This window comes from Alteromonas lipotrueae (assembly GCF_019249215.1).
Taxonomy (GTDB): Bacteria; Pseudomonadota; Gammaproteobacteria; order Enterobacterales; family Alteromonadaceae; genus Alteromonas; species Alteromonas lipotrueae.
In genome coordinates, this window is the sequence record NZ_JAESDI010000017.1 from 1 (window position 1) to 18,791 (window position 18,791).

Here is an 18,791-nt window from a genome sequence, read left to right on the forward strand (position 1 = left end):
ATATTAATAACGCAATATCAAGTTACGAGAACCAACTTAATCGTGCTATAAATAAATCGATTGAAGTAATACTCATGTTAATTGGGGGTATTTCTTTGGTAGATATTACCAATAATTTTGTCGCCGCCTCACACTCTGTGAAGCACGATTCAACGTGGGGTATCTACGATATATTCTCGCTAATGTCATCTGAAAACACGGTTAACTTAGCCTTAATAGCGGTGCTATTAATGGCCTTACTATTTGCGAAGAACAAATGAACAAGCGTACTAAATTTACGATTATATTGACACCAGGTTCACACGCTTACGAGCCAGTGAAACACGCGTTAAACGAATATTTATCTACCTATTATGGTGGATGCACACACATTGATTGTGAAGGTTCATGGCGCGAAGATGCCTGCGAATTCAAGCCTCGCTACGACGCCAGTTTGATCACAGAAAAATCACTCTGTGTGTGGTGCGCGGTAATGCCAGATAAAGCAGAGCGCTTTGTGGATGAGCTTCGTGCCTTCCTCACTATATTGAAAAAACAGCAAAGCGCAGAATTTAGCTTTATTCATATAGAAAGCCAGACGGTGGCCGCCCACCATCAACTTATAGACTAATACGAGGCTTAAGGATTTAGCGTAGCACCTTGTAAGCGGGGCTGAGAAGAGTCGTTTAAATATCTACGCCATACCAACGCGCGGTATTGTTTGCCATTAGGCTACACTTTGCGTCAAGGGTAAAATTTGCCAGCATTTTTTCGTATTGTTGCCACAGTGTTTGATAACTGTGGCGCCAGTTAGAAAGTGGGAAGTTACTTGCTAACATTACTCGCGACACACCAAATATAGCGACTGTTTCCACGACCACATTTTGCGCACTGCGCCAATGCCAATCTCTGCACTGCATTTCCCATCCCGAAAGCTTTACCGCCACGCGAGAACACTGAGCAAGTGCTTTCATATTAATACGCCACTGCTTAACGTAGGCAGCTGTAACGGCAGAACTTATTAGTGCCGCACCTGTGTGATTAATAATAACTTGCAGTGTCGGTCGTGCTTCTAATAGCCTAAGTAATGCATTGACCCCCTTGCTGTCACCCACATCCAATTGGGCATCGAAAGACAACCCATATTCGCTACAACGCTTCAGCGCATGTTTTGTTTTAGGGTGGGTTAATATAGAGGCGGCTTGTTCATCTAAAATATGGCGAAGCCCCGCCACTGAAAAGAACCCTGCTAATATTTCTATATGAGACAAGGTACTTTCACTACACAAATCGATACTTGCAACGCTTTTAAAAGGTAGTTGAGCACGCTGTTCTAAATAACGGATTTCGCGCCAAGGGCGTTGATTATCGAACCCTGCCTCAATATGCACATAACCAGCAAGAGTGTGACCGCTGGAAAGTGTTAAACTTCTCTCACCGCACGCCAACGCAATGGCTTGCTTATCCTGCCAATACGGCGGGTTTTGCGGCTTCAGCCAGTGATAATCACCCGCCTCTTGGGCAAAGAAATGTAGATGACCATCGACGATATTCACTTGGCGGTATAACCGCCATCAACAGCGTGTAAGCTGCCAGTAATAAAGTTCGCTTTTTCACTGCAAAGAAAGTACACCAGTTCAGACACATCTTCGGGTTGGCCAATTCGGCCAATGGGTTGCTCGGCGGCCTCTTGGGCTACGACTGCGGTTTTATCAGCACCTGATGCTGCAACGTACTTGTCAATGGCGTGGTGAAACAAGGGCGTTTCAATCGTGCCAGGGCATACTGCGTTGGCTCTGATATTAAAAGGGGCATAATCCAGTGCTGTGGTTTTTGCCATAGACGCTAAGGCAGACTTTGTTAACCCATAGGCAAAAGAGTTTTGTTTACCCACAAAACACTGATCTGAACCCATCATCACAATAGCCCCGCTTTTTTGTGCTTTCATGATAGGTAATGACGCTTTAATTGCGCCGTACGCCCCCTTAATATTTAGGCTCATCACCTTATCAAGCAATGCTTCATCGGTGTCTTCAATGGTTGCCGACACGTGCATGCCTGCGTTACAGACCAACGCATCTATACGGCCATATTTCACCGCGATATTATCAATAGCATGACGCACCTGTTCCACATTACTGACATCACAAGCCACCCATTCAGCGTTAGTTGGTGTGTCGTCAAAATCTCTTACATCTAGGTTTATCACTCGGTAGTCATTTTCACTGAATGTATGACAAACCGCTAACCCTATTCCTAAGCTACCGCCGGTAACGACACAAACTGATTTTCCGTGGCTCATGAGTACTCAACTTCTTAATACATGGAATTAACTATAGTTATAGGATGCCAGCGAGCTATCGAAAAGCAAGCTTTGGCAAAGATTATGATGGCCCTGTGATATAAATTTAAAGGCGTTGAGTGGTTATTGTACAAATACAGCGATATTATTTTTCATTAACTTTCCCTTAACGGGCTACTCTGTCTATGCTATTTGTGTCTATAATGTGGCAAAATTAAAACACTTGTTTGAAAAGGGAGTCTTCCATGCCTCTGTACCACGCCCCTACTACCGATTTTCAGTTCTTACTTAAGGACTGGTTAGGCCTAGATGCCCACTATGAAAAGTTGGGTATCAGCGATTTTGATAGCGAACTGGCTAACGAGATTATTGCACAAGGCGCTAAATTCGCCATTGATGTTGTTGCACCATTAAACCGTGAAGGTGATGAAGAAGGCTGTAAGCTGGAAGACGGAAAAATCACCACACCGAAGGGTTTTGCCGACGCTTATCAGGAGTATGTAGCCAATGGCTGGAACGCCATGCTAGGCACAGCTGAATATGATGGCCAAGAACTTCCCTACACCATGGCAGTGCCTGTGCATGAAATGCTAAATGCCGCAAACCTAAGCTGGCGTTTAACGACTATGCTGACAGAAAGTGCCACATTAGCGGTGACTAAACATGCTAGCAAGGAATTAAAAGACAAGTATCTCGCTAAACTCATCAGCGGCGAGTGGACAGGTACGATGAACTTAACCGAACCGCATGCTGGCACCGACCTTAGCTTACTTAGCACTAAGGCTGAACCACAAGGTGACGGAAGTTATAAAGTGACAGGTAATAAAATATTTATTACTGCTGGCGATCAAGACTGGAGCAGCAATGTTATTCATTTGGTACTTGCTCGCTTACCCGATGCGCCTAAAGGCGTGAAAGGCATTAGCTTGTTTTTAGTGCCCAAGTTAATGCTTGATGATAATAACGAGCCAAGTACTGCGAACTCGTTATCTGTGGGAAGTATCGAACATAAGATGGGTATCAAGGCGAGCCCGACCTGCGTGATGAATTTCGATGAGGCTACAGGCTGGCTAGTGGGTGAAGAAAACCAAGGCTTAGCCTGTATGTTCACTATGATGAACGACGCACGCTTCCAAGTTGGCTTACAAGGTCTGGGAGCTGCAGAAGCTTCTTACCAAGGTGCGTTAACGTATGCCCGTGAGCGAGTTCAATCTCGTGCGCCGCAAGGCATTCAAAACCCTGACGGAAAAGCCGATCCTATTGTATTTCAGCCTGATGTAGCCCGTATGCTACTCACGCAAAAATCACAAATTGAAGGTAGCCGCGCACTCTCTTTGCTTTACGCAAAGTACATGGACATAGAAAAACTAGGCACTGACGAGGAAAAAGAAAATGCAGATAAAGTGTTGCAGTTTCTTACACCAATTTGCAAAGCCTACATGACAGATATGGGCCTTGAAACTACTAGCATTGGGGTGCAAGTATTTGGTGGTCATGGGTTTATTCGTGAGTGGGGCATGGAGCAATTGATGCGTGATGTACGTATCGCTATGCTGTATGAAGGCACTAACGGTATTCAGGCATTAGATTTAATTGGTCGAAAATTAACCCGCGATGGCGGGCAAATGATGGAAGCAACTTACGGGGCGTTTGCACAGTTGGTTGCTGATATTAGCGATGCTGAAAACAAAGGGCTGGCGCAAGGTCTACTTGACGATTGGCGTGCATCATCGGCTGACTGCCTAGGTATGGATGGCACTACTGCAGCAGCGGCAGCAGCAGATTACTTAGCCTATTCTGCCTACTCGCTAATTGGTGTGCTGTGGTACAGCATGGCAGATAAAGCGGCGAGTACAGATAACGCGGTGCTAGCTTCTTCTAAGCAGAAAACCCGTGACTTCTATATGCAGCGAATATTGCCGCGTCGCAATGCACATAAGCAAGCATACTCAGCAGGCTATGAAAGCACACTGGCTATATCTGGCAGTGAATTCGATTACATTTAACTATAATCGTTAAGTAAAAAAAAACCGCCGATAAAGGCGGTTTTTTATTATCTTATCAATACAACAACAGCAAACTAAAACCCGTTAAGCTCTGGTGTTGTTGCTGCTCATTGGCACCATCACAAACGATGAGCAGCGGTGTTAATCGTGACTCACTATGCTTTGTGCAAACGTATCGTTAAACCAATCTTCAATCATGTTCTTCTCGTAAACCAGATTATCGGTGCTCAGCCTACGATTAACAGTATTCATGAACATCATATCTTTAATCTTAACGTCTTCGCTTTTAAGCACGGTGTTATCACTGCCAGAAAGTACATATGAAAACGACATTCTGGGAATGTCTATTTCCTTAATGATCCTTACATCAGTAGCAGACTGCCCCATACCAACAAAAGATGCAGGCCAGACCTGACCGGCTAAATCTAAGTCTGTTACGGTAATTAACAGCTTTTGATCTTCGGGAAGTTTTTCAGCGAGTTCAATAAAAAATTCATCGAGCTCTTTAAAAGTACGCTCTCTAAAGTGCACGCGAGATTCATTCGACGGCTTAACATCTCGGTAAGACTTTGGTTCTTTCCAAGTTACTTCAACCTGTGCTGCTTGCAACACACCAGACATACCCACGCTGGCGAGCAATACCGCACATAAACTTAACTTAGCTATTTTCATGTAACCCCCTACCTTGTTTTTAGAAACCCGGTATTAGTCAGCTACAAAGACTGAGTAAGCGGGTAACGGCGCTTAGTGAAGCATGGTTTCAACCATAGCAATGCTACTACTTTTATCACAACTATATGCTCAATAATAGCACAGGTAGCTGAACGTAAAGTGAATGGCTTTATCTATATACACGGTCAAAATGGGAAGAATTAGAGGACACAAGAAGCCAAGAAAAGAAACAAAGCGTTTATCGCTAATTATTTATCGGGTTCGAGTAACTTTGATTGCTCTATCAGTGTACATAACTGCTTGCGGTTGTCGCGACTAAAGTTAGGGTTTATATCGGTGGTTTCGCAATAAGCGCTATGAAAGCGCGTTACCGTTGAACGACTTGCCAGTATTCTTCGAAGGTAGTTCGCTTCGAATTCTTTTAAAGGAGCCAGCTGCGCCGCGGCCTGATTTCTTAACGTATCCAACTCTCGTTGTTCAGGTAACTCAGAAATAGAAACAAACCAACCTGAGACGGTACTTTGTATATCTGAAAAAAAGTACTGAACAAAAGGCGAGCGCAGCACAATCACCAATAATACAATTTCAGCACAGATGACAAAGAAACGAAGCATTTAAAATTATTCCACTACTACACTTAATTTAAACAACGCAGCTATCGTTAGTTATTTTTAATAAACACTTTCATCAAAAAAATCAAAAAGATAATTACTTGTATAATTTTCATTCGGTATTAAAAACTATTATCGCTATAAGAGTCAACTAGCATTAAGTAAAGGCATACCGATAAAATATAATTTCTGAACTTTCAGTATTGACTGAAAGATAAATAAAGATGATCATTGATCTATGTTAAACACGCTGAATTTTCAGCTGTTATAATGCGCCGCGCAATACAAGAAGTTGGCTAAGGTTTTGAAAAAATGAACGAACAGATTCCGGTTAAAAACGTTACCCCAGTAAAGGTGCACAAACCCGCATCATCCACTGAAGGGAAACGATACGATTCGCGCAGTCGCATTTATGTTCGTGCGGTTAAAGGCCCTCTTGAAACATTCAGGCGTTTCTTTGGTTTGTTTTTCCTCGCCTTATTTGCCGCTATTCCGTGGATTAAATTCAATGGTCAGCAAGCGGTGTTACTCGATATTGTAGAGCAGCGCTTTTCTATATTTGGGTTAACCTTATGGCCGCAAGATTTAACCTTACTTGCTTATATTTTTATCGTGGGTGCATTCGCGCTTTTTTTCGTGACGACCTTTGCAGGCAGAGTGTGGTGTGGTTTCATGTGCCCTCAAACCACCTGGGTATATATCTACACGTGGTTTGAAGAAAAAATAGAAGGCCCAAGAAATAAACGCATAAAGCTAGATGCGCGAAAAATGGACGCGGATAAGTTTATTCGCAAAATCCTCAAACATACGGCCTGGGTGGCAGTTGCCTTGCTTACCGCACTCACCTTTGTGGGATATTTCACCCCAATCGGCGCGCTCTTTATTGATTTTTTCACCTTCAACACGGGTTTCTGGGCAGCGTTTTCAGTGGTCTTTTTCGCGGTATGCACATATGCCAATGCGGGATATATGCGTGAAATCATGTGTACCCATATTTGCCCTTACGCGCGTTTTCAATCTGCCATGTTCGACAAAGACACCTTTACCGTTTCATACGATGCGAAACGGGGCGAACAACGAGGTCCGCGTCCGCGTAAATTAAGCCATGAACAGGTTCACGAAAAAGGCTTGGGCGACTGTATTGACTGTAATTTATGCGTACAGGTTTGTCCTACCGGTATTGATATTCGTAACGGCTTACAATATGAGTGTATTAACTGCGGCGCGTGTGTAGATGCGTGTAACGGCGTAATGGATAAAATGGGTTACCCCAAAGGGCTAATAAGCTTTACGTCGGAAGAAGAGCTGGCGGGGGGTAAAACACACATTGTACGGCCTAAGCTTATCGGCTACCTTATCGTTCTTATTGTCATGACAGGGTTATTGGTTGCTGACATTGTGACCCGCGTGCCTCTGGAAATTGACATTATTCGCGACCGTAATTCGTTATATCGCGAAACCAATGAAGGGTTAATTGAGAATGTTTATACCGTTAAAGTACTCAACAAATCTCAACAAACTCAGACCTATACCATTTCGGTTCAAGGGCTGCCTGAATACACCTTTATTGGTAATAAAGAAGTGACGGTACAAGGTGGTGAGGTTTATAGCACACCGATTTCGGTTGCAACCGACCCGTATAATCTGGAAGATGTGGTAACAGACATTCAATTCACCGTTACCACTACCACCGATTCAGGTGAAAGTGTAACGGTTAATGAGCCAACCAAATTCCTTTATCGATGAAAGATTTTTCGTTTTCTGGATTAGATCCAGACACTATATTAGATGCCCTGGAAACTCAGGGCATTTTTCTTCAAAGCGGCTTACTTGCTCTCAATAGTTACGAGAACCGGGTTTACCAATTTCAAGCCGATGACAACAAGCGTTACGTGGTTAAGTTTTACCGCCCCGCCCGTTGGACAGACGCGCAAATTATAGAAGAACACAGTTTTGCCCAAGAACTTGCTGATAGCGAGATTCCGATTGTGGCGCCATTAGCGCTAAATGGAAAAAGCCTTCACCATCATGGAGATTACCGCTTTACGGTTTTCCCTTCTGTAGGTGGGCGCCAGTTTGAGAACGATAATTTAGATCAACTTGAATGGATGGGACGCTTTATTGGCCGTATTCACCGCGTATCTCAAGCGAAAACTTTTAAGCAACGCCCAGATATCGACACGCAAAGCTATTTAGATGAACCTAGACAGGTTTTAGAAAATAGTACCTTGTTGCCCGATCACCTCAAAACGGCCTTCTTTGCTATTTTGAACCCCGTTATAACTGCGGCTTCCTCATCATATAAAGCCACCGACGTTATTCGGCTACACGGCGACTGCCACCCTGGAAATATTCTCTGGCGTGATGGCCCTACCTTTGTTGATTTAGATGATTGTCGAATGGGCCCCGCCATTCAAGATTTGTGGATGATGTTAAGCGGTGATCGCCAGCAGCAGTTATTACAACTTGATACATTGGTTGAGGCTTATGAAGAATTTCAGCCGTTTAATACTAATCAACTTGCGTTAATTGAACCCCTTCGCGCCATGCGTATGGTGCACTATATGGCATGGCTGTCTCGCCGCTGGGAAGATCCAGCCTTCCCTCGCGCTTTTCCGTGGTTTGCCGACGATAAATACTGGGAAGGTCAAATTCTTGCGTTAAAAGAACAGCTTTCTGCCATGCAGGAACCGCCTCTTAAAATCGGGTATTAGATCGCAAAACCTGAACACACTCGCTATTTATTAGGCACTTAAGCTATACTCCTTCGCGCTTAGGTGCCCATCAATGGGTTAAACGGGAAATCAGTGAAATCTGATGCTGCCCCCGCAACGGTAAACTCAGTGTGAACACACACATTCTCCTAAACACGCCACTGTGTCATCGCTATTTATATCGCGACATGGGAAGGCCGAGAAACCATACATTGTATTGGTGAGTGAGCCCGGATACCGGCCTAGCTTCACGGCAGTTAATCTGCTTACATTCACCCTTGTACTCGGGCGGAGTACATAGCGAGAAATACAATGAAATTTCAAACACACTTTACCTGCACTGCAGTTTATGCTGCCGTGGCAACACTGCTGTCTGCACCCGTTTTAGCGCAAACTCCTGATACCATTGAAACACTTACCGTTACTGGCACCCGTTTACCTGTACAAATAGCCAAGCTACCTGCATCGGTAAGCGTACTAACCGAGCAAGATATTCAAGCCTCAGGCGCAGTACAACTTACCGATTTAATTCGCGGCTTACCAGGTGTGAGCCTTTCTCAATCAGGTAGCCCAGGCGGCCTTACCGAACTTCGTGTTCGAGGCAGCGAAAGTAATCACTTACTGGTGCTTATTGATGGCGTGGTGTCTAACGACATTGGCCAAGGAAGCTTGATAGATTTGGCCCACTTGACCTCAGCGAACGTGGTACGTATAGAACTACTGCGTGGCCCGCAAAGTGCCTTATGGGGCAGTGGTGCGATTGGTGGCGTATTGAGTATCACCACCAAAGCAGGTGAAGGAACCAGCACAAAACCCAGTGTTAATTTAAGTGCAGGAATAGGCACACAAGGTACTTACCACGGCAGCATAAATGCCGCCACCAAAAATGGCGATGTGGCAGTGCGCACCTACGCCAATTACCTAAAAACAGATGGCGATAACATCTCACGCATTGGTAATGAAGATGATGGTTATGACAACATGACCGCAGGCATCAACATCGATTACGCATTGGCAGATGCACACACATTGAGCGCGAAATTCCGCAGCACCCAATACGAAAATGATTACGATGGTACTGACTATGTTACCACCGGATTGCCTGCAGATGCCGACAATGTGACTGATGGTAGCCAACTGAGCACTAAGCTAGCATGGCGCTTCGCACCAGATGCATCGGCTTATGCATCTACTGTGTCTTTCGATTACCGAAAAGATGATAATGAAAATACCACATCGGGTGCCGATGCGGGTGGCACGACTGGCGAGCGACTAGCACTTAACTGGACAAGCTTTTATCGCTTCGACAATTGGCAAGTGGCAGGTGGTGCTGAATACTTACAACGTTTGTTTGAACAACGTGGCCCTGTGGTGTTTGGCGATCCTAATCAAAAGCAACATGACAATACCACCAGCCTATTTGGTGAAGCTACAGGTGACCTTGTTGAGAATGTTTTCGCAACCTTAAGCGCACGATTCGATAACAACAGTGAATTTGATGACGCCGTTAGTTATCGCGCGGGCCTTACATGGCAAGTATCAAAAAGCTATGCGCTATTTTCTAGCTACGGCAAGGCCATTAAAACCCCAACCTTTACTGAGCGATTTGGCTATTTCCCAGATAGCTTTATTGGCAACCCAGACTTAACGCCTGAAGAGAGTGAAGAATGGGAAGTTGGCGTAAAAGCACATTGGAATTCGGTTTCGGCACAAGTAAGCGGTTATAGTGCCCAACTTGAAGATGAGATTAATGGCTTCGTTTTTGACACCACTCAAGGCGTGTATACCGCTGCGAATACAGACGGTGAAAGTAGCCGTGACGGCGTAGACGTTGAAGTAACGTGGCTTAGCGATTTAGCGAAGGTATCGGCGTCGTATAGCTATTTAGACGCCGAGCAAAACGATAATGGTATTGCTAACACCGAGCTTCGACGTGCACGACACCAAGGCGCATTATCGGCATTGTCTGATTTAGGTACCGAGAAATTTAGCCTTTATGCAAGACTGGCCTATACCGGAACACATTACGATACTTATTTCCCACCCTACCCAGCTAATGCAGAAACTTTGGGGCTGTCAGCTTACACACTAGCGTCAGTTAACCTTGGTTATAATATTTCTGAAAAGTGGGCGTTATCATTAAAAGTAAATAACCTTTTTGATAATGACTACGAGGATATCGTAGGCTATGCAGGCCAAGAACGTCGTGCATTGTTATCGGTGAGCTACAACCACCAGTAACTCCGAATATGTCGCTTTATAGACTCAAATAGCGATACTTCATTCGCTTCTTCTTTAAGAAGAAGCGAAACTTTCTGGTCTTATATCATCCATTCGTTGCATTTTTCCGCTCGCTTGTCGCGTAAACTAGTGCCCAATAAAAGCCTGTGGTAACCTCAACACTGATAGATAGATTTGAAATCAAAGGATTCAATTACATGAAGAAGTTTGTAGTATTGTTTGTAATGGCAATGCTTTTGCCATTAACCGCATGCGCCCAAGAAGGCGCAGCAAAGTGGAAAGAAGGTACCCATTACACGGTATTAGATGAAGAAGCGACCAAAAAGCCAGTTATCACGGAATACTTCTCTTTCTGGTGCCCACATTGCTTCCAATTTGAGCCAATCGTAAAACAAATTAAAGAGAAAAAAGGCGAGAACACTAAGTTCGAAAAAGTGCATGTTAACTTTATGCGCTTTACAGGCCCTGATGTTCAAGATGCCGCCACCCATGCCATGTTGATTGCCCGCGCAATGAAACAGGAAGATGCGATGAACACGGCTATATTCAACTACATTCATAAGCAACGCGCAACCATTACCAACCTTAAAGATTTGCGAAACATCTTTGTGGTAAACGGTGTTGATGGCGCTGAGTTTGATAAGTTAGCCACCAGCTTTGGTGTAAACAACATGATTCGTAAGAACCAGCAGCTTATCGACAAGAACCGAGATTACTTATCAGGCGTACCAAGCTTCGTTATTAATGGTAAATATCAGCCTACATTTACTGCTGAAATGACATTTGATGATATTGCTGATTTGATTGTTTGGTTATCTGAACAAAAGTAATTGCTAGGATTATTGAAGTAGGCCCCAATATGCCTATTTCAGTACAAGATTAAATGGGCCGTAGCGGTTAACGCTAAGGCCCATTTTCATTTTTCAATGCGAAAAAAAGCCGGAGCTATTCATGTCGTTTCTACCCGAAGATTTCAGTGCCTTTATTTGCGAATTAGACCAACTAAAAAGCGTTAAACGCCAAATAACCTTGCCTTGTGATGGCGATCGTCAGGAAAACTCTGCCGAGCACAGTTGGCATGTTGCATTGATGGCCAGTACCTTGGCACATTATTCCGAGAAGCCAATAGATGTCGCTCGGGTTATACGTATGATTTTAATTCATGATGTAGTGGAAATTGATGCAGGCGATTTGTTTGCCTTCAACGAGGACTCAGAACACGACGCGCAAGCACAAAAAGAGCTTGATGCGGCGAAGCGTATTTTTGGATTACTGCCCAGTACCTACGCCGATGAATTACTGTCATTATGGCTAGAGTTTGAAGAAGCGAAAACCCCTGATGCCGAGTTTGCCAAGGCGATGGACCGGGTGCTTCCTGTGTTTCAAAACATGCAAAACCAAGGTGGTAGTTGGAATAAACATGCTGTTACCAGAGATAAGATAGAAAAGCGTAACTTACATTTGAAGCATTGTGCGCCTAAGTTATGGGATTACGTCACTCGTCAATTAGATACCGCGGTACAAAATAATTGGCTACTTCCAGCACAAAGCTAAAACGGTAAAACGCGCTGACGTTCACACTTATAAGCGACAAAAAAGGCGCTAGAGAATCTGTTCTCTAGCACCTTTTTTATGAGCTTTTTTGGTGCAACCTGTTGGCAACGCTTAGTTGATGTCGCTTTTTATAAAATCTCCATCAAACACCCTTTGAGCTCGATTAAAAACGCGTACTTGCCCACATCCACAACTTGTTGGCATCTACCTTAGTGTCACCCGCAGAGTAGCTACCATACTTCACCGCGAGAGTGACTTTATCCATCACTTTAGTCACGTACTGCACGTTAATCTCGCTACCTAAATCATCCACTTCTGCGGAAGCTTCATCGGCACTAAAATCATGGTAGGCCAACAACCATTTACCACCGGCTAATTTTCCGGATACCGAAAAAGTAATATCTTGAAGTCCCTGTGCAGGCGTACCTAAGAATTGATCAGTCCAACCGTTAAATTTATGCAGGGTGGCCAGTGGCGTGGCAAAGCCGTATGCACCATCGTCAGAACCCAGCAATTCATAGTCAACCTTTGCGGTAATGCCTGAAAAAGTAGCAGCAAGGTTGGCATTAATATAACTAGCATCATAATCGGTAGCGGTGTCGCCTGAACCTGACTCGCTGCTTTGCGTAGCAAATTCAGCGCCGTATGCCCAGTTCACCGTCTCACCTTTCATACTGCCGTTATAGCGAATACCGTAGGTATCAAGCGCATTATCGGTGTCATTGTCAATTTCTAACAAATAGCCATAAGCGGTAAATTTTCCTACCGCTGTTTTGAAACTTGCGTTAAATAAATGGTCTTTTGAATCAAAGTCGGCGGCTTCTGCGAATATTCGATTTCGCTGGGTGAGGTATCCATAAAAGAAATTCACTTTCTCGTTAAGCGCATAGGTAGCAGTAACACCATCAAAGGTCTGCCTATCTTGACGCCATCCCACATGCCCAACGAATCTGTGATTATCGAGGGCAATCACTTGTCTGCCCCCTTTGAGTGTTAGCTTTTCATTCTTATACTGAATAAAGGCTTGATCCACTTCTGTGGTTTCAGGATCTGCAATCACTGAATACTCACCTACTTTATAGCCAGTAGGGCCTACTGTATAATCGCCCTGCCCCATAACAATACGGCTATCTTCCACTTCTGCGGTAAAGGAAAACCCGTTCAACGTTCCGGATTTAAAACCTAGGCGAGTACGAAGTGTTAATGCGCTAGCATCATCAAGTGCATTATCCTGGTCGACTGATTCATAACGTAAGTTCAAGTCTGCCCATGCAGACGCTTCACTAAGTACATCATGCCAGCTCTGCGCCATTGATGGCGCACTAAAACACGCCAACATAGCACTTGTCAGTGCTGCTTGAGCAAAGCGCTTTTGTACCGGTTTAAGTCTATATGACGGTGCTTCTGTCAGCGATGCTGATGCTTTTATATCTTGCGTATTCATGTGCGTTCCCTTGTTATTAACGATGTTAACGTTTGTTGGTTAGCGTTCTTATTGACGATTTTTAGTTAAGGGGCTCCCTCCCAGTAAAAAATGGGATAAGCACCTAAGGGTTTAAATAAGTTTTAGCGACTTATGTTGTCGCGCTTTGAATTAGCGTTAGACGCCTAACTCAAGCTGCGTCGGATTTACTGTTCGCTTTTTTTGCAGAACCACCTCCAGCTTGGTTAGATTTGATATGGGAAGACACTGGCTCAATTTTTTTTTGCTTATCGTACAAAAAGGTCAGCACTTCATGCCGATAGTGGTTGTACTGAGGGTTGTCAGCAAGTTTAAGTCTGTCTCGGGGTCTGGGCAGCTCAATATCAAGTATTTCACCTATAGTCGCTGCTGGGCCGTTATTCATCATCACTATTCTATCGGAAAGCAATACTGCTTCATCGACATCATGCGTGATCATAATCACTGTATTACCTAAATCTGCATGGATTTCCATCAATGAATCTTGCAAGTGCGCGCGCGTTAGCGCATCTAGTGCCCCAAAGGGCTCATCCATGAGTAAGACTTTAGGCTCCATGGCTAACGCGCGAGCAATACCAACACGTTGCTTCATACCCCCAGATATTTCACTGGGTAATTTATCAAGAGCGTGGGTCATATGCACAAGTTCTAGGTTATGCATGATCCAATCTCGCATTTCCTTTTTAGACTTACCACGCATGGTGTGCTTTACCGCCAGTTCCACGTTTTTATAAACGCTCAACCAGGGCAATAACGAGTGATTCTGAAAAACAACCGCACGTTCTGGCCCGGGGCTTTTTACTTCAGCACCGTCGAGTATGACGCCGCCCGTGGTGGCTTGGTGTAAACCCGCCACAATATTTAGCACGGTTGATTTACCACAGCCCGAGTGACCGATTAATGAAACAAACTCACCTTTCGAAATTTTAAGGTTTACATCAGTAAGTGCCGTAAACGGGCCTTTCGGTGTAGGGAAATCGATGCCTACTTGTTCTAATTCCAAGTGTTTAGCTTGCATGTTCTTTCTCCTTAATTACCGTAATAAGCTGGTTTTGTCCCAGCTCACTGCACGTTGAACCGACAACATTATTCTGTCTAGTATGAAACCAATGGCACCTATAGTGAGCACCGCTACCATGATGCGTGCTAAAGATTCTGAACTACCATTTTGAAATTCATCCCAAACAAATTTGCCAAGGCCTGGGTTTTGCGCCAGCATTTCTGCCGCAATCAATACCATCCACCCGATGCCAAGGGAGAGTCTTAACCCTGTGAATATCATAGGGATGGAAGAAGGTAGTATAATTTTTGTTAAATGAGAGGTAGGCGTTAAACGCAGTACCTTGCTCACGTTAATTAGATCCTTATCGATAGCAGACACCCCAACCGCCGTGTTAATTAACGTAGGCCAAAGGCAGCATAAGGATACCGTGAGTGCCGAGGTAACAAATGATTTTGAAAACATAGGATCATCGCTAACGTACAGCGCGCTCACTACCATAGTGACCAATGGCAACCATGCTAAAGGTGACACGGGTTTAAACAATTGAATCAGCGGATTGATAGCTGCATAAGCTGATTTACTTAGCCCACATAAAATACCGACAGGGACGGCAATCACTGAGGCAATGAGAAACCCCACCATGACGGTATAAAGACTTGTCCATATTTGATCAAAGAAGGTCGGTGAACCGGTGAACTCGCGAGTTTTTGGTTCGTAAGTTGGGTCTTGTGCAACCCGCGCGGCGTTGCGCTCTTCTTGTCTTGTGTAAAACGCGTCAGCTTTATCTCGCTGAGCACTGTGCTCAGTAATAAGCGAGCCTGCCTGCTCCCACACTTGAGCAGGGCCAGGAAATTGCCCGAGTGAGGTATCAATACTTTTTGCCACACCATTCCAAATAGCGAGGAACATCAAAAGGCCAATGAGAGGCAGTAGTAAAGCGGGCGCTCGACTATAAACCGCCCCCATGGTGCCGCTCATTGGTGATTTGGCTGGCGAAAAGCTTAATATATTTGCCATCTTACTCATGTTGTTCTCCGCTAATTGTGTATGACAGTGAAACTGTTAAAGAACAGTTTCACCCTTTAGCCCAATACCAAACTGTTCAAGGTAAGCATTTGGCTTGCTACCGTCGTAGGTAACGCCATCGATAAATTCAGATTGAGGTGGTTTGAAACCAGTTTCAGTGGCAAACGCAGGGAAGTCCGTTGCTTTTGCTTTTCCTTCGGCAATAAGCGCTTTTGCCGCCATCGCGTAAACCTCAGGCTTGTACACTTTGCGTGCCGTTTCTTTATACCAATCGTCTGGTTTAGGCTCTGAAATTTGTCCCCAGCGGCGCATTTGCGTTAAATACCAAATCGCGTCACTGTAAAATGGATAAGTAGCGTTATAGCGGAAGAATACGTTGAAGTCTGGTACTTCACGCTTATCGCCTTTTTCGTATTCGAAGGTGCCTGTCATGCTGTTAGCCAATACATCTTCATCAGCGCCAACATAGTTACTTTTCGCTAAGATTTTTACTGCTTCTGGGCGGTTAGCATTGTCATTTTCGTCTAACCACATGGCGGCGCGAATTAACGCTTTTACTACACGAATGTGGGTATTAGGATACTTTTCAGCCCATGCTTGGCTCACACCAAATACTTTTTCTGGGTTATTTTTCCAAATTTCGTAATCAGTAATAACCGGAACACCAATGCCTTTAAATACCGCCTGCTGGTTCCAAGGTTCGCCTACACAGTACCCATAGATAGTGCCCGCTTCCATCGTAGCTGGCATTTGAGGAGGTGGTGTAACTGATAGCAAAGCTTCAGCATCAATTTGGCCAGCATTATCGCCTTTGTGAGGTGCATAGTAGCCTGGGTGAATACCACCGGCAGCAAGCCAGTATCGAAGTTCGTAATTATGCGTCGATACGGGGAATACCATACCCATGTTAAATGGCTTACCTGCATCACGATATTCATCAACCACTGGCTTTAAGTAATCAGCTTTGATTGGGTGAACAGGCTTGCCATCTTCTACCGGAATATGGGCTTTCATTTTTTCCCATATTTCGTTTGAAACAGTGATGCCATTCCCATTTAAATCCATACTAAACGCCGTCACAACATGTGCTTCAGTACCAAAACCAATGGTTGCGCCAAGCGGTTGCCCTGCCAGCATGTGAGCACCATCAAGTTGGCCGTCGATGGTACGATCAAGCAATACTTTCCAATTTGCCTGGGCTTCTAAGGTTACATATAAACCTTCGTCTTCAAAAAAACCTTTTTCATAAGCGATGGCCAATGGCGCCATGTCGGTCAGTTTAATAAAACCAAATTTTAATTCTTCTTTTTCTGGCCAACCCACTTTTTCATCGCTTTGTGCGCTAGCGAGTGGCGCGCCTAAGGTGAAGGAAAGGGCAATCGCAGCGGTTATGCCTGCTGCCATTTTTTTCTTTATTTGTTTGAGCACTGAAACGTTTTTAAACTTGGTCATTTATGTTTCCTTTAGCCAAAAAAAAACCCACCAGCGTAGACGAATAAACGTCGCGCTTGGTGGGCTTCGATGCCAGGCCTGTAATCATTAATTAATGAGATACAGGCGAACTTATTGTTTGGGTGTTGGTTGTTGCTACCAGTACTTAATGTACTTTTTTGTTTTGGTGTCGCTTAATAGTGTAACTACGCCTGATAAAGCAGAGTTCGTGCCAGAACCCTAACCCATTGAATTTACAGGATTTAACAAAATCGCAAATGGTAATCATTCTTTTACATGAACAATAACAGTGCGTTTATTGCACTAGAAGTGTTCGATGCACGGCGGTGACGAGAATAGAAAGGCGAAGGAGACGCCACGTTCTCCCTCAATGCTTTATTTGTAGTTTAAGGTTACAGCCGTTGGGTGAATTGACCAATGGCGTTTACGACTTCTGTGGAGCCATTTTGAATTTCGTTCATAACTTTGCCTGACTCTGTTGAATACTCAAGCGCTTCTCTTGCTTTTTCCTGCCCCGCCTCAATGAGCTGCACCGCATTTTCAGTGAGCTTTCTGTTTTCATTTACTACACTTACAATTTCTTCGGTGGCAGTACTGGTTCTTGACGCAAGTTGACGCACTTCATCCGCAACAACGGCAAAGCCTCTTCCTTGGTCACCCGCTCTGGCCGCTTCAATTGCCGCATTCAGCGCCAGTAGGTTGGTTTGATCGGCAATGCCACTGATGCTTTTAACTAAATCGGCCACTTTTTGCGACTGCTCATCGAGTTCACGAATACCCTCGCTTGCCGTCCCCATCTGCGAAGTGAGTTCCCCCATAATACGCACCATGCTACCCACAACCTCTTTACCTTTCTGGGCTTGCTCTCCTGTACCTTCCGATATATTAAAGGCAACATTAGCGGCTTCGGAAATAGCAAACTCCCGTTGCATTTGTTCGGTAATAACGGTGGCAAACTTAACCACTTTGTAAAGTACGCCTTTGTCGTTTCGTATGGGGTTGTAAGATGCCTCTAACCACACTTCATTACCGCGACTATCCACTCGCTTAAAGCGGCTTGAAAACATTTTCCCCTGCGCAAGGTCGCTCCAAAATTGTCGGTATTCTGGTGTGTCAACTTCATCTGCAGGACAAAATATTTTATGGTGCTTACCGACTATTTGCTCTGATGAATAGCCCATAGAAGATAGAAAGTTATCGTTGGCTTTAAGAATAATACCCGTTAGGTCAAACTCAATCACTGCAGTGGAGCGATGCAAGGCCTCAAGCATGTCTCTCATTTCACGGCTTTTATTGATATTTGAGGTTTGCTCTGCCATATACAAGGCAAGCCGTTCGACCGCCCCGCGGTCGTTAAGAATGGGGTGCAGTATGCCTCTAAACCAACGGTCCTCGCTGTTAGCATTAGCAAGATTAATCGCACCATGCCAATGCTGAGCTTGCTTTATCGCAGAAATAAACTCTTTCGTGGCGGCTTGACTCATTACTCCCTGAGGAATGAGACTATCCATAGTTTTTCCATCAAGTGCATTGGATGAAAAATCCATTACATCTGAAAAGCTGTCGTTGACTCGATTGATTCTTCCGCTTCTATCTAATTCGATGTAGAGCATTTCAGCTCTGAGTTCACTTTCCACCGTATGAAATGATTCAACATCTTTGCGTAAGCGCTCCACTTCTTCTAACAATTGCTTATTCTTAAAAAACATCCCGTACTCCTCGACATTCGGATATAGCATCTCGCTCACATAAACTTCTCATAACGCTCA

General features: G+C 44.4%; 17 protein-coding genes and 1 riboswitch. Of the genes, 8 read left to right on the top strand and 9 right to left on the bottom strand.

Features of this window, described 5'->3' with window-relative positions; all coding sequences use genetic code 11:
* Both JKP82_RS17705 and JKP82_RS17710 read left to right on the top strand, forming a co-directional pair.
* Positions 1-260 (top strand): hypothetical protein (locus JKP82_RS17705; protein WP_218398065.1); only part of this gene is annotated, 260 nt, incomplete at its 5' end.
* Positions 257-610 (top strand): hypothetical protein, encoded by a 354-nt coding sequence (locus JKP82_RS17710; protein ID WP_159528692.1) that lies wholly within the window; start codon positions 257-259, stop codon positions 608-610. The genes JKP82_RS17705 and JKP82_RS17710, both read left to right, overlap by 4 nt.
* A 55-nt stretch (positions 611-665) precedes the next feature.
* On the opposite strand, the gene JKP82_RS17715 is transcribed toward JKP82_RS17710, so the two are convergent.
* Both JKP82_RS17715 and JKP82_RS17720 read right to left on the bottom strand, forming a co-directional pair.
* A complete protein-coding gene (locus tag JKP82_RS17715) occupies positions 666-1,535 on the bottom strand; it encodes an amidohydrolase family protein (protein WP_218398066.1) in 870 nt (289 codons plus the stop codon).
* Positions 1,532-2,281: an SDR family NAD(P)-dependent oxidoreductase gene (locus JKP82_RS17720; protein ID WP_159528688.1), complete on the bottom strand. Its 750-nt coding sequence runs from the start codon at positions 2,279-2,281 to the stop codon at positions 1,532-1,534. Before JKP82_RS17720 ends, JKP82_RS17715 begins: the two co-directional genes overlap by 4 nt.
* A 245-nt stretch (positions 2,282-2,526) precedes the next feature.
* Here JKP82_RS17720 and JKP82_RS17725 point away from each other — a divergent pair, with 245 nt between their 5' ends.
* A complete protein-coding gene (locus JKP82_RS17725) occupies positions 2,527-4,287 on the top strand; it encodes an acyl-CoA dehydrogenase family protein (protein WP_159528686.1) in 1,761 nt (586 codons plus the stop codon).
* A gap of 141 nt (positions 4,288-4,428) precedes the next feature.
* On the opposite strand, the gene JKP82_RS17730 is transcribed toward JKP82_RS17725, so the two are convergent.
* Both JKP82_RS17730 and JKP82_RS17735 read right to left on the bottom strand, forming a co-directional pair.
* Positions 4,429-4,959 (bottom strand): DUF3016 domain-containing protein, encoded by a 531-nt coding sequence (locus JKP82_RS17730; protein ID WP_159528684.1) that lies wholly within the window; start codon positions 4,957-4,959, stop codon positions 4,429-4,431.
* A gap of 248 nt (positions 4,960-5,207) precedes the next feature.
* Positions 5,208-5,573, bottom strand: a complete 366-nt coding sequence (locus JKP82_RS17735) for a hypothetical protein (protein ID WP_159528682.1) — start codon at positions 5,571-5,573, stop codon at positions 5,208-5,210.
* A gap of 309 nt (positions 5,574-5,882) precedes the next feature.
* Here JKP82_RS17735 and ccoG point away from each other — a divergent pair, with 309 nt between their 5' ends.
* The 5 genes from ccoG to JKP82_RS17760 all read left to right on the top strand — a co-directional run bounded on the left by ccoG (position 5,883) and on the right by JKP82_RS17760 (position 12,079).
* Positions 5,883-7,316, top strand: a complete 1,434-nt coding sequence (gene ccoG / locus JKP82_RS17740; protein ID WP_218398068.1) for a cytochrome c oxidase accessory protein CcoG — start codon at positions 5,883-5,885, stop codon at positions 7,314-7,316.
* Positions 7,313-8,284: a serine/threonine protein kinase gene (locus JKP82_RS17745; protein ID WP_218398069.1), complete on the top strand. Its 972-nt coding sequence runs from the start codon at positions 7,313-7,315 to the stop codon at positions 8,282-8,284. Before ccoG ends, JKP82_RS17745 begins: the two co-directional genes overlap by 4 nt.
* Before the next feature lie 44 nt (positions 8,285-8,328).
* Positions 8,329-8,544, top strand: a riboswitch (cobalamin riboswitch).
* Positions 8,545-8,596: 52 nt separating this feature from the next.
* Entirely contained in the window at positions 8,597-10,525 is a 1,929-nt protein-coding gene (locus JKP82_RS17750) for a TonB-dependent receptor plug domain-containing protein (protein ID WP_218398071.1), read from the top strand.
* 197 nt (positions 10,526-10,722) lie between these two features.
* Positions 10,723-11,355, top strand: coding sequence for a thiol:disulfide interchange protein DsbA/DsbL (locus JKP82_RS17755; RefSeq protein ID WP_159528674.1), 633 nt, complete (start codon positions 10,723-10,725; stop codon positions 11,353-11,355).
* A 121-nt stretch (positions 11,356-11,476) separates the two neighbouring features.
* Positions 11,477-12,079, top strand: coding sequence for an HD domain-containing protein (locus JKP82_RS17760; protein WP_159528672.1), 603 nt, complete (start codon positions 11,477-11,479; stop codon positions 12,077-12,079).
* Between the two features lie 163 nt (positions 12,080-12,242).
* Here the strand turns inward: JKP82_RS17760 and JKP82_RS17765 are convergent, their stop codons facing one another.
* The 5 genes from JKP82_RS17765 to JKP82_RS17785 all read right to left on the bottom strand — a co-directional run bounded on the left by JKP82_RS17765 (position 12,243) and on the right by JKP82_RS17785 (position 18,731).
* Entirely contained in the window at positions 12,243-13,418 is a 1,176-nt protein-coding gene (locus JKP82_RS17765; RefSeq protein ID WP_232370714.1) for an alginate export family protein, read from the bottom strand.
* Between the two features lie 274 nt (positions 13,419-13,692).
* Complete coding sequence (locus JKP82_RS17770; protein WP_159528668.1) at positions 13,693-14,559, bottom strand: ABC transporter ATP-binding protein; 867 nt, start codon at positions 14,557-14,559, stop codon at positions 13,693-13,695.
* Between the two features lie 15 nt (positions 14,560-14,574).
* On the bottom strand, positions 14,575-15,570 hold the full coding sequence (locus JKP82_RS17775; RefSeq protein ID WP_218398073.1) for an ABC transporter permease: 996 nt from the start codon (positions 15,568-15,570) through the stop codon (positions 14,575-14,577).
* 36 nt (positions 15,571-15,606) lie between these two features.
* Complete coding sequence (locus JKP82_RS17780; RefSeq protein ID WP_159528664.1) at positions 15,607-17,022, bottom strand: CmpA/NrtA family ABC transporter substrate-binding protein; 1,416 nt, start codon at positions 17,020-17,022, stop codon at positions 15,607-15,609.
* 392 nt (positions 17,023-17,414) lie between these two features.
* Positions 17,415-18,731 carry a methyl-accepting chemotaxis protein gene (locus tag JKP82_RS17785; protein WP_218398075.1) on the bottom strand — a complete coding sequence of 439 codons (1,317 nt, stop codon included), beginning with the start codon at positions 18,729-18,731 and terminating at the stop codon, positions 17,415-17,417.
* Positions 18,732-18,791: the final 60 nt, after the last annotated feature.

What these genes read in the sequence shown, in the direction of transcription:
- JKP82_RS17710 (WP_159528692.1), top strand. Translation starts at nt 257, where the DNA reads ATGAACAAGCGTACTAAATTTACGATTATATTGACACCAGGTTCACAC.
- JKP82_RS17720 (WP_159528688.1), bottom strand. Translation starts at nt 2,281, where the DNA reads ATGAGCCACGGAAAATCAGTTTGTGTCGTTACCGGCGGTAGCTTAGGA.
- JKP82_RS17725 (WP_159528686.1), top strand. Translation starts at nt 2,527, where the DNA reads ATGCCTCTGTACCACGCCCCTACTACCGATTTTCAGTTCTTACTTAAG.
- JKP82_RS17730 (WP_159528684.1), bottom strand. Translation starts at nt 4,959, where the DNA reads ATGAAAATAGCTAAGTTAAGTTTATGTGCGGTATTGCTCGCCAGCGTG.
- JKP82_RS17735 (WP_159528682.1), bottom strand. Translation starts at nt 5,573, where the DNA reads ATGCTTCGTTTCTTTGTCATCTGTGCTGAAATTGTATTATTGGTGATT.
- ccoG (WP_218398068.1), top strand. Translation starts at nt 5,883, where the DNA reads ATGAACGAACAGATTCCGGTTAAAAACGTTACCCCAGTAAAGGTGCAC.
- JKP82_RS17745 (WP_218398069.1), top strand. Translation starts at nt 7,313, where the DNA reads ATGAAAGATTTTTCGTTTTCTGGATTAGATCCAGACACTATATTAGAT.
- JKP82_RS17750 (WP_218398071.1), top strand. Translation starts at nt 8,597, where the DNA reads ATGAAATTTCAAACACACTTTACCTGCACTGCAGTTTATGCTGCCGTG.
- JKP82_RS17755 (WP_159528674.1), top strand. Translation starts at nt 10,723, where the DNA reads ATGAAGAAGTTTGTAGTATTGTTTGTAATGGCAATGCTTTTGCCATTA.
- JKP82_RS17760 (WP_159528672.1), top strand. Translation starts at nt 11,477, where the DNA reads ATGTCGTTTCTACCCGAAGATTTCAGTGCCTTTATTTGCGAATTAGAC.
- JKP82_RS17765 (WP_232370714.1), bottom strand. Translation starts at nt 13,418, where the DNA reads ATGTTGGCGTGTTTTAGTGCGCCATCAATGGCGCAGAGCTGGCATGAT.
- JKP82_RS17770 (WP_159528668.1), bottom strand. Translation starts at nt 14,559, where the DNA reads ATGCAAGCTAAACACTTGGAATTAGAACAAGTAGGCATCGATTTCCCT.
- JKP82_RS17775 (WP_218398073.1), bottom strand. Translation starts at nt 15,570, where the DNA reads ATGAGTAAGATGGCAAATATATTAAGCTTTTCGCCAGCCAAATCACCA.
- JKP82_RS17780 (WP_159528664.1), bottom strand. Translation starts at nt 17,022, where the DNA reads ATGACCAAGTTTAAAAACGTTTCAGTGCTCAAACAAATAAAGAAAAAA.
- JKP82_RS17785 (WP_218398075.1), bottom strand. Translation starts at nt 18,731, where the DNA reads ATGTTTTTTAAGAATAAGCAATTGTTAGAAGAAGTGGAGCGCTTACGC.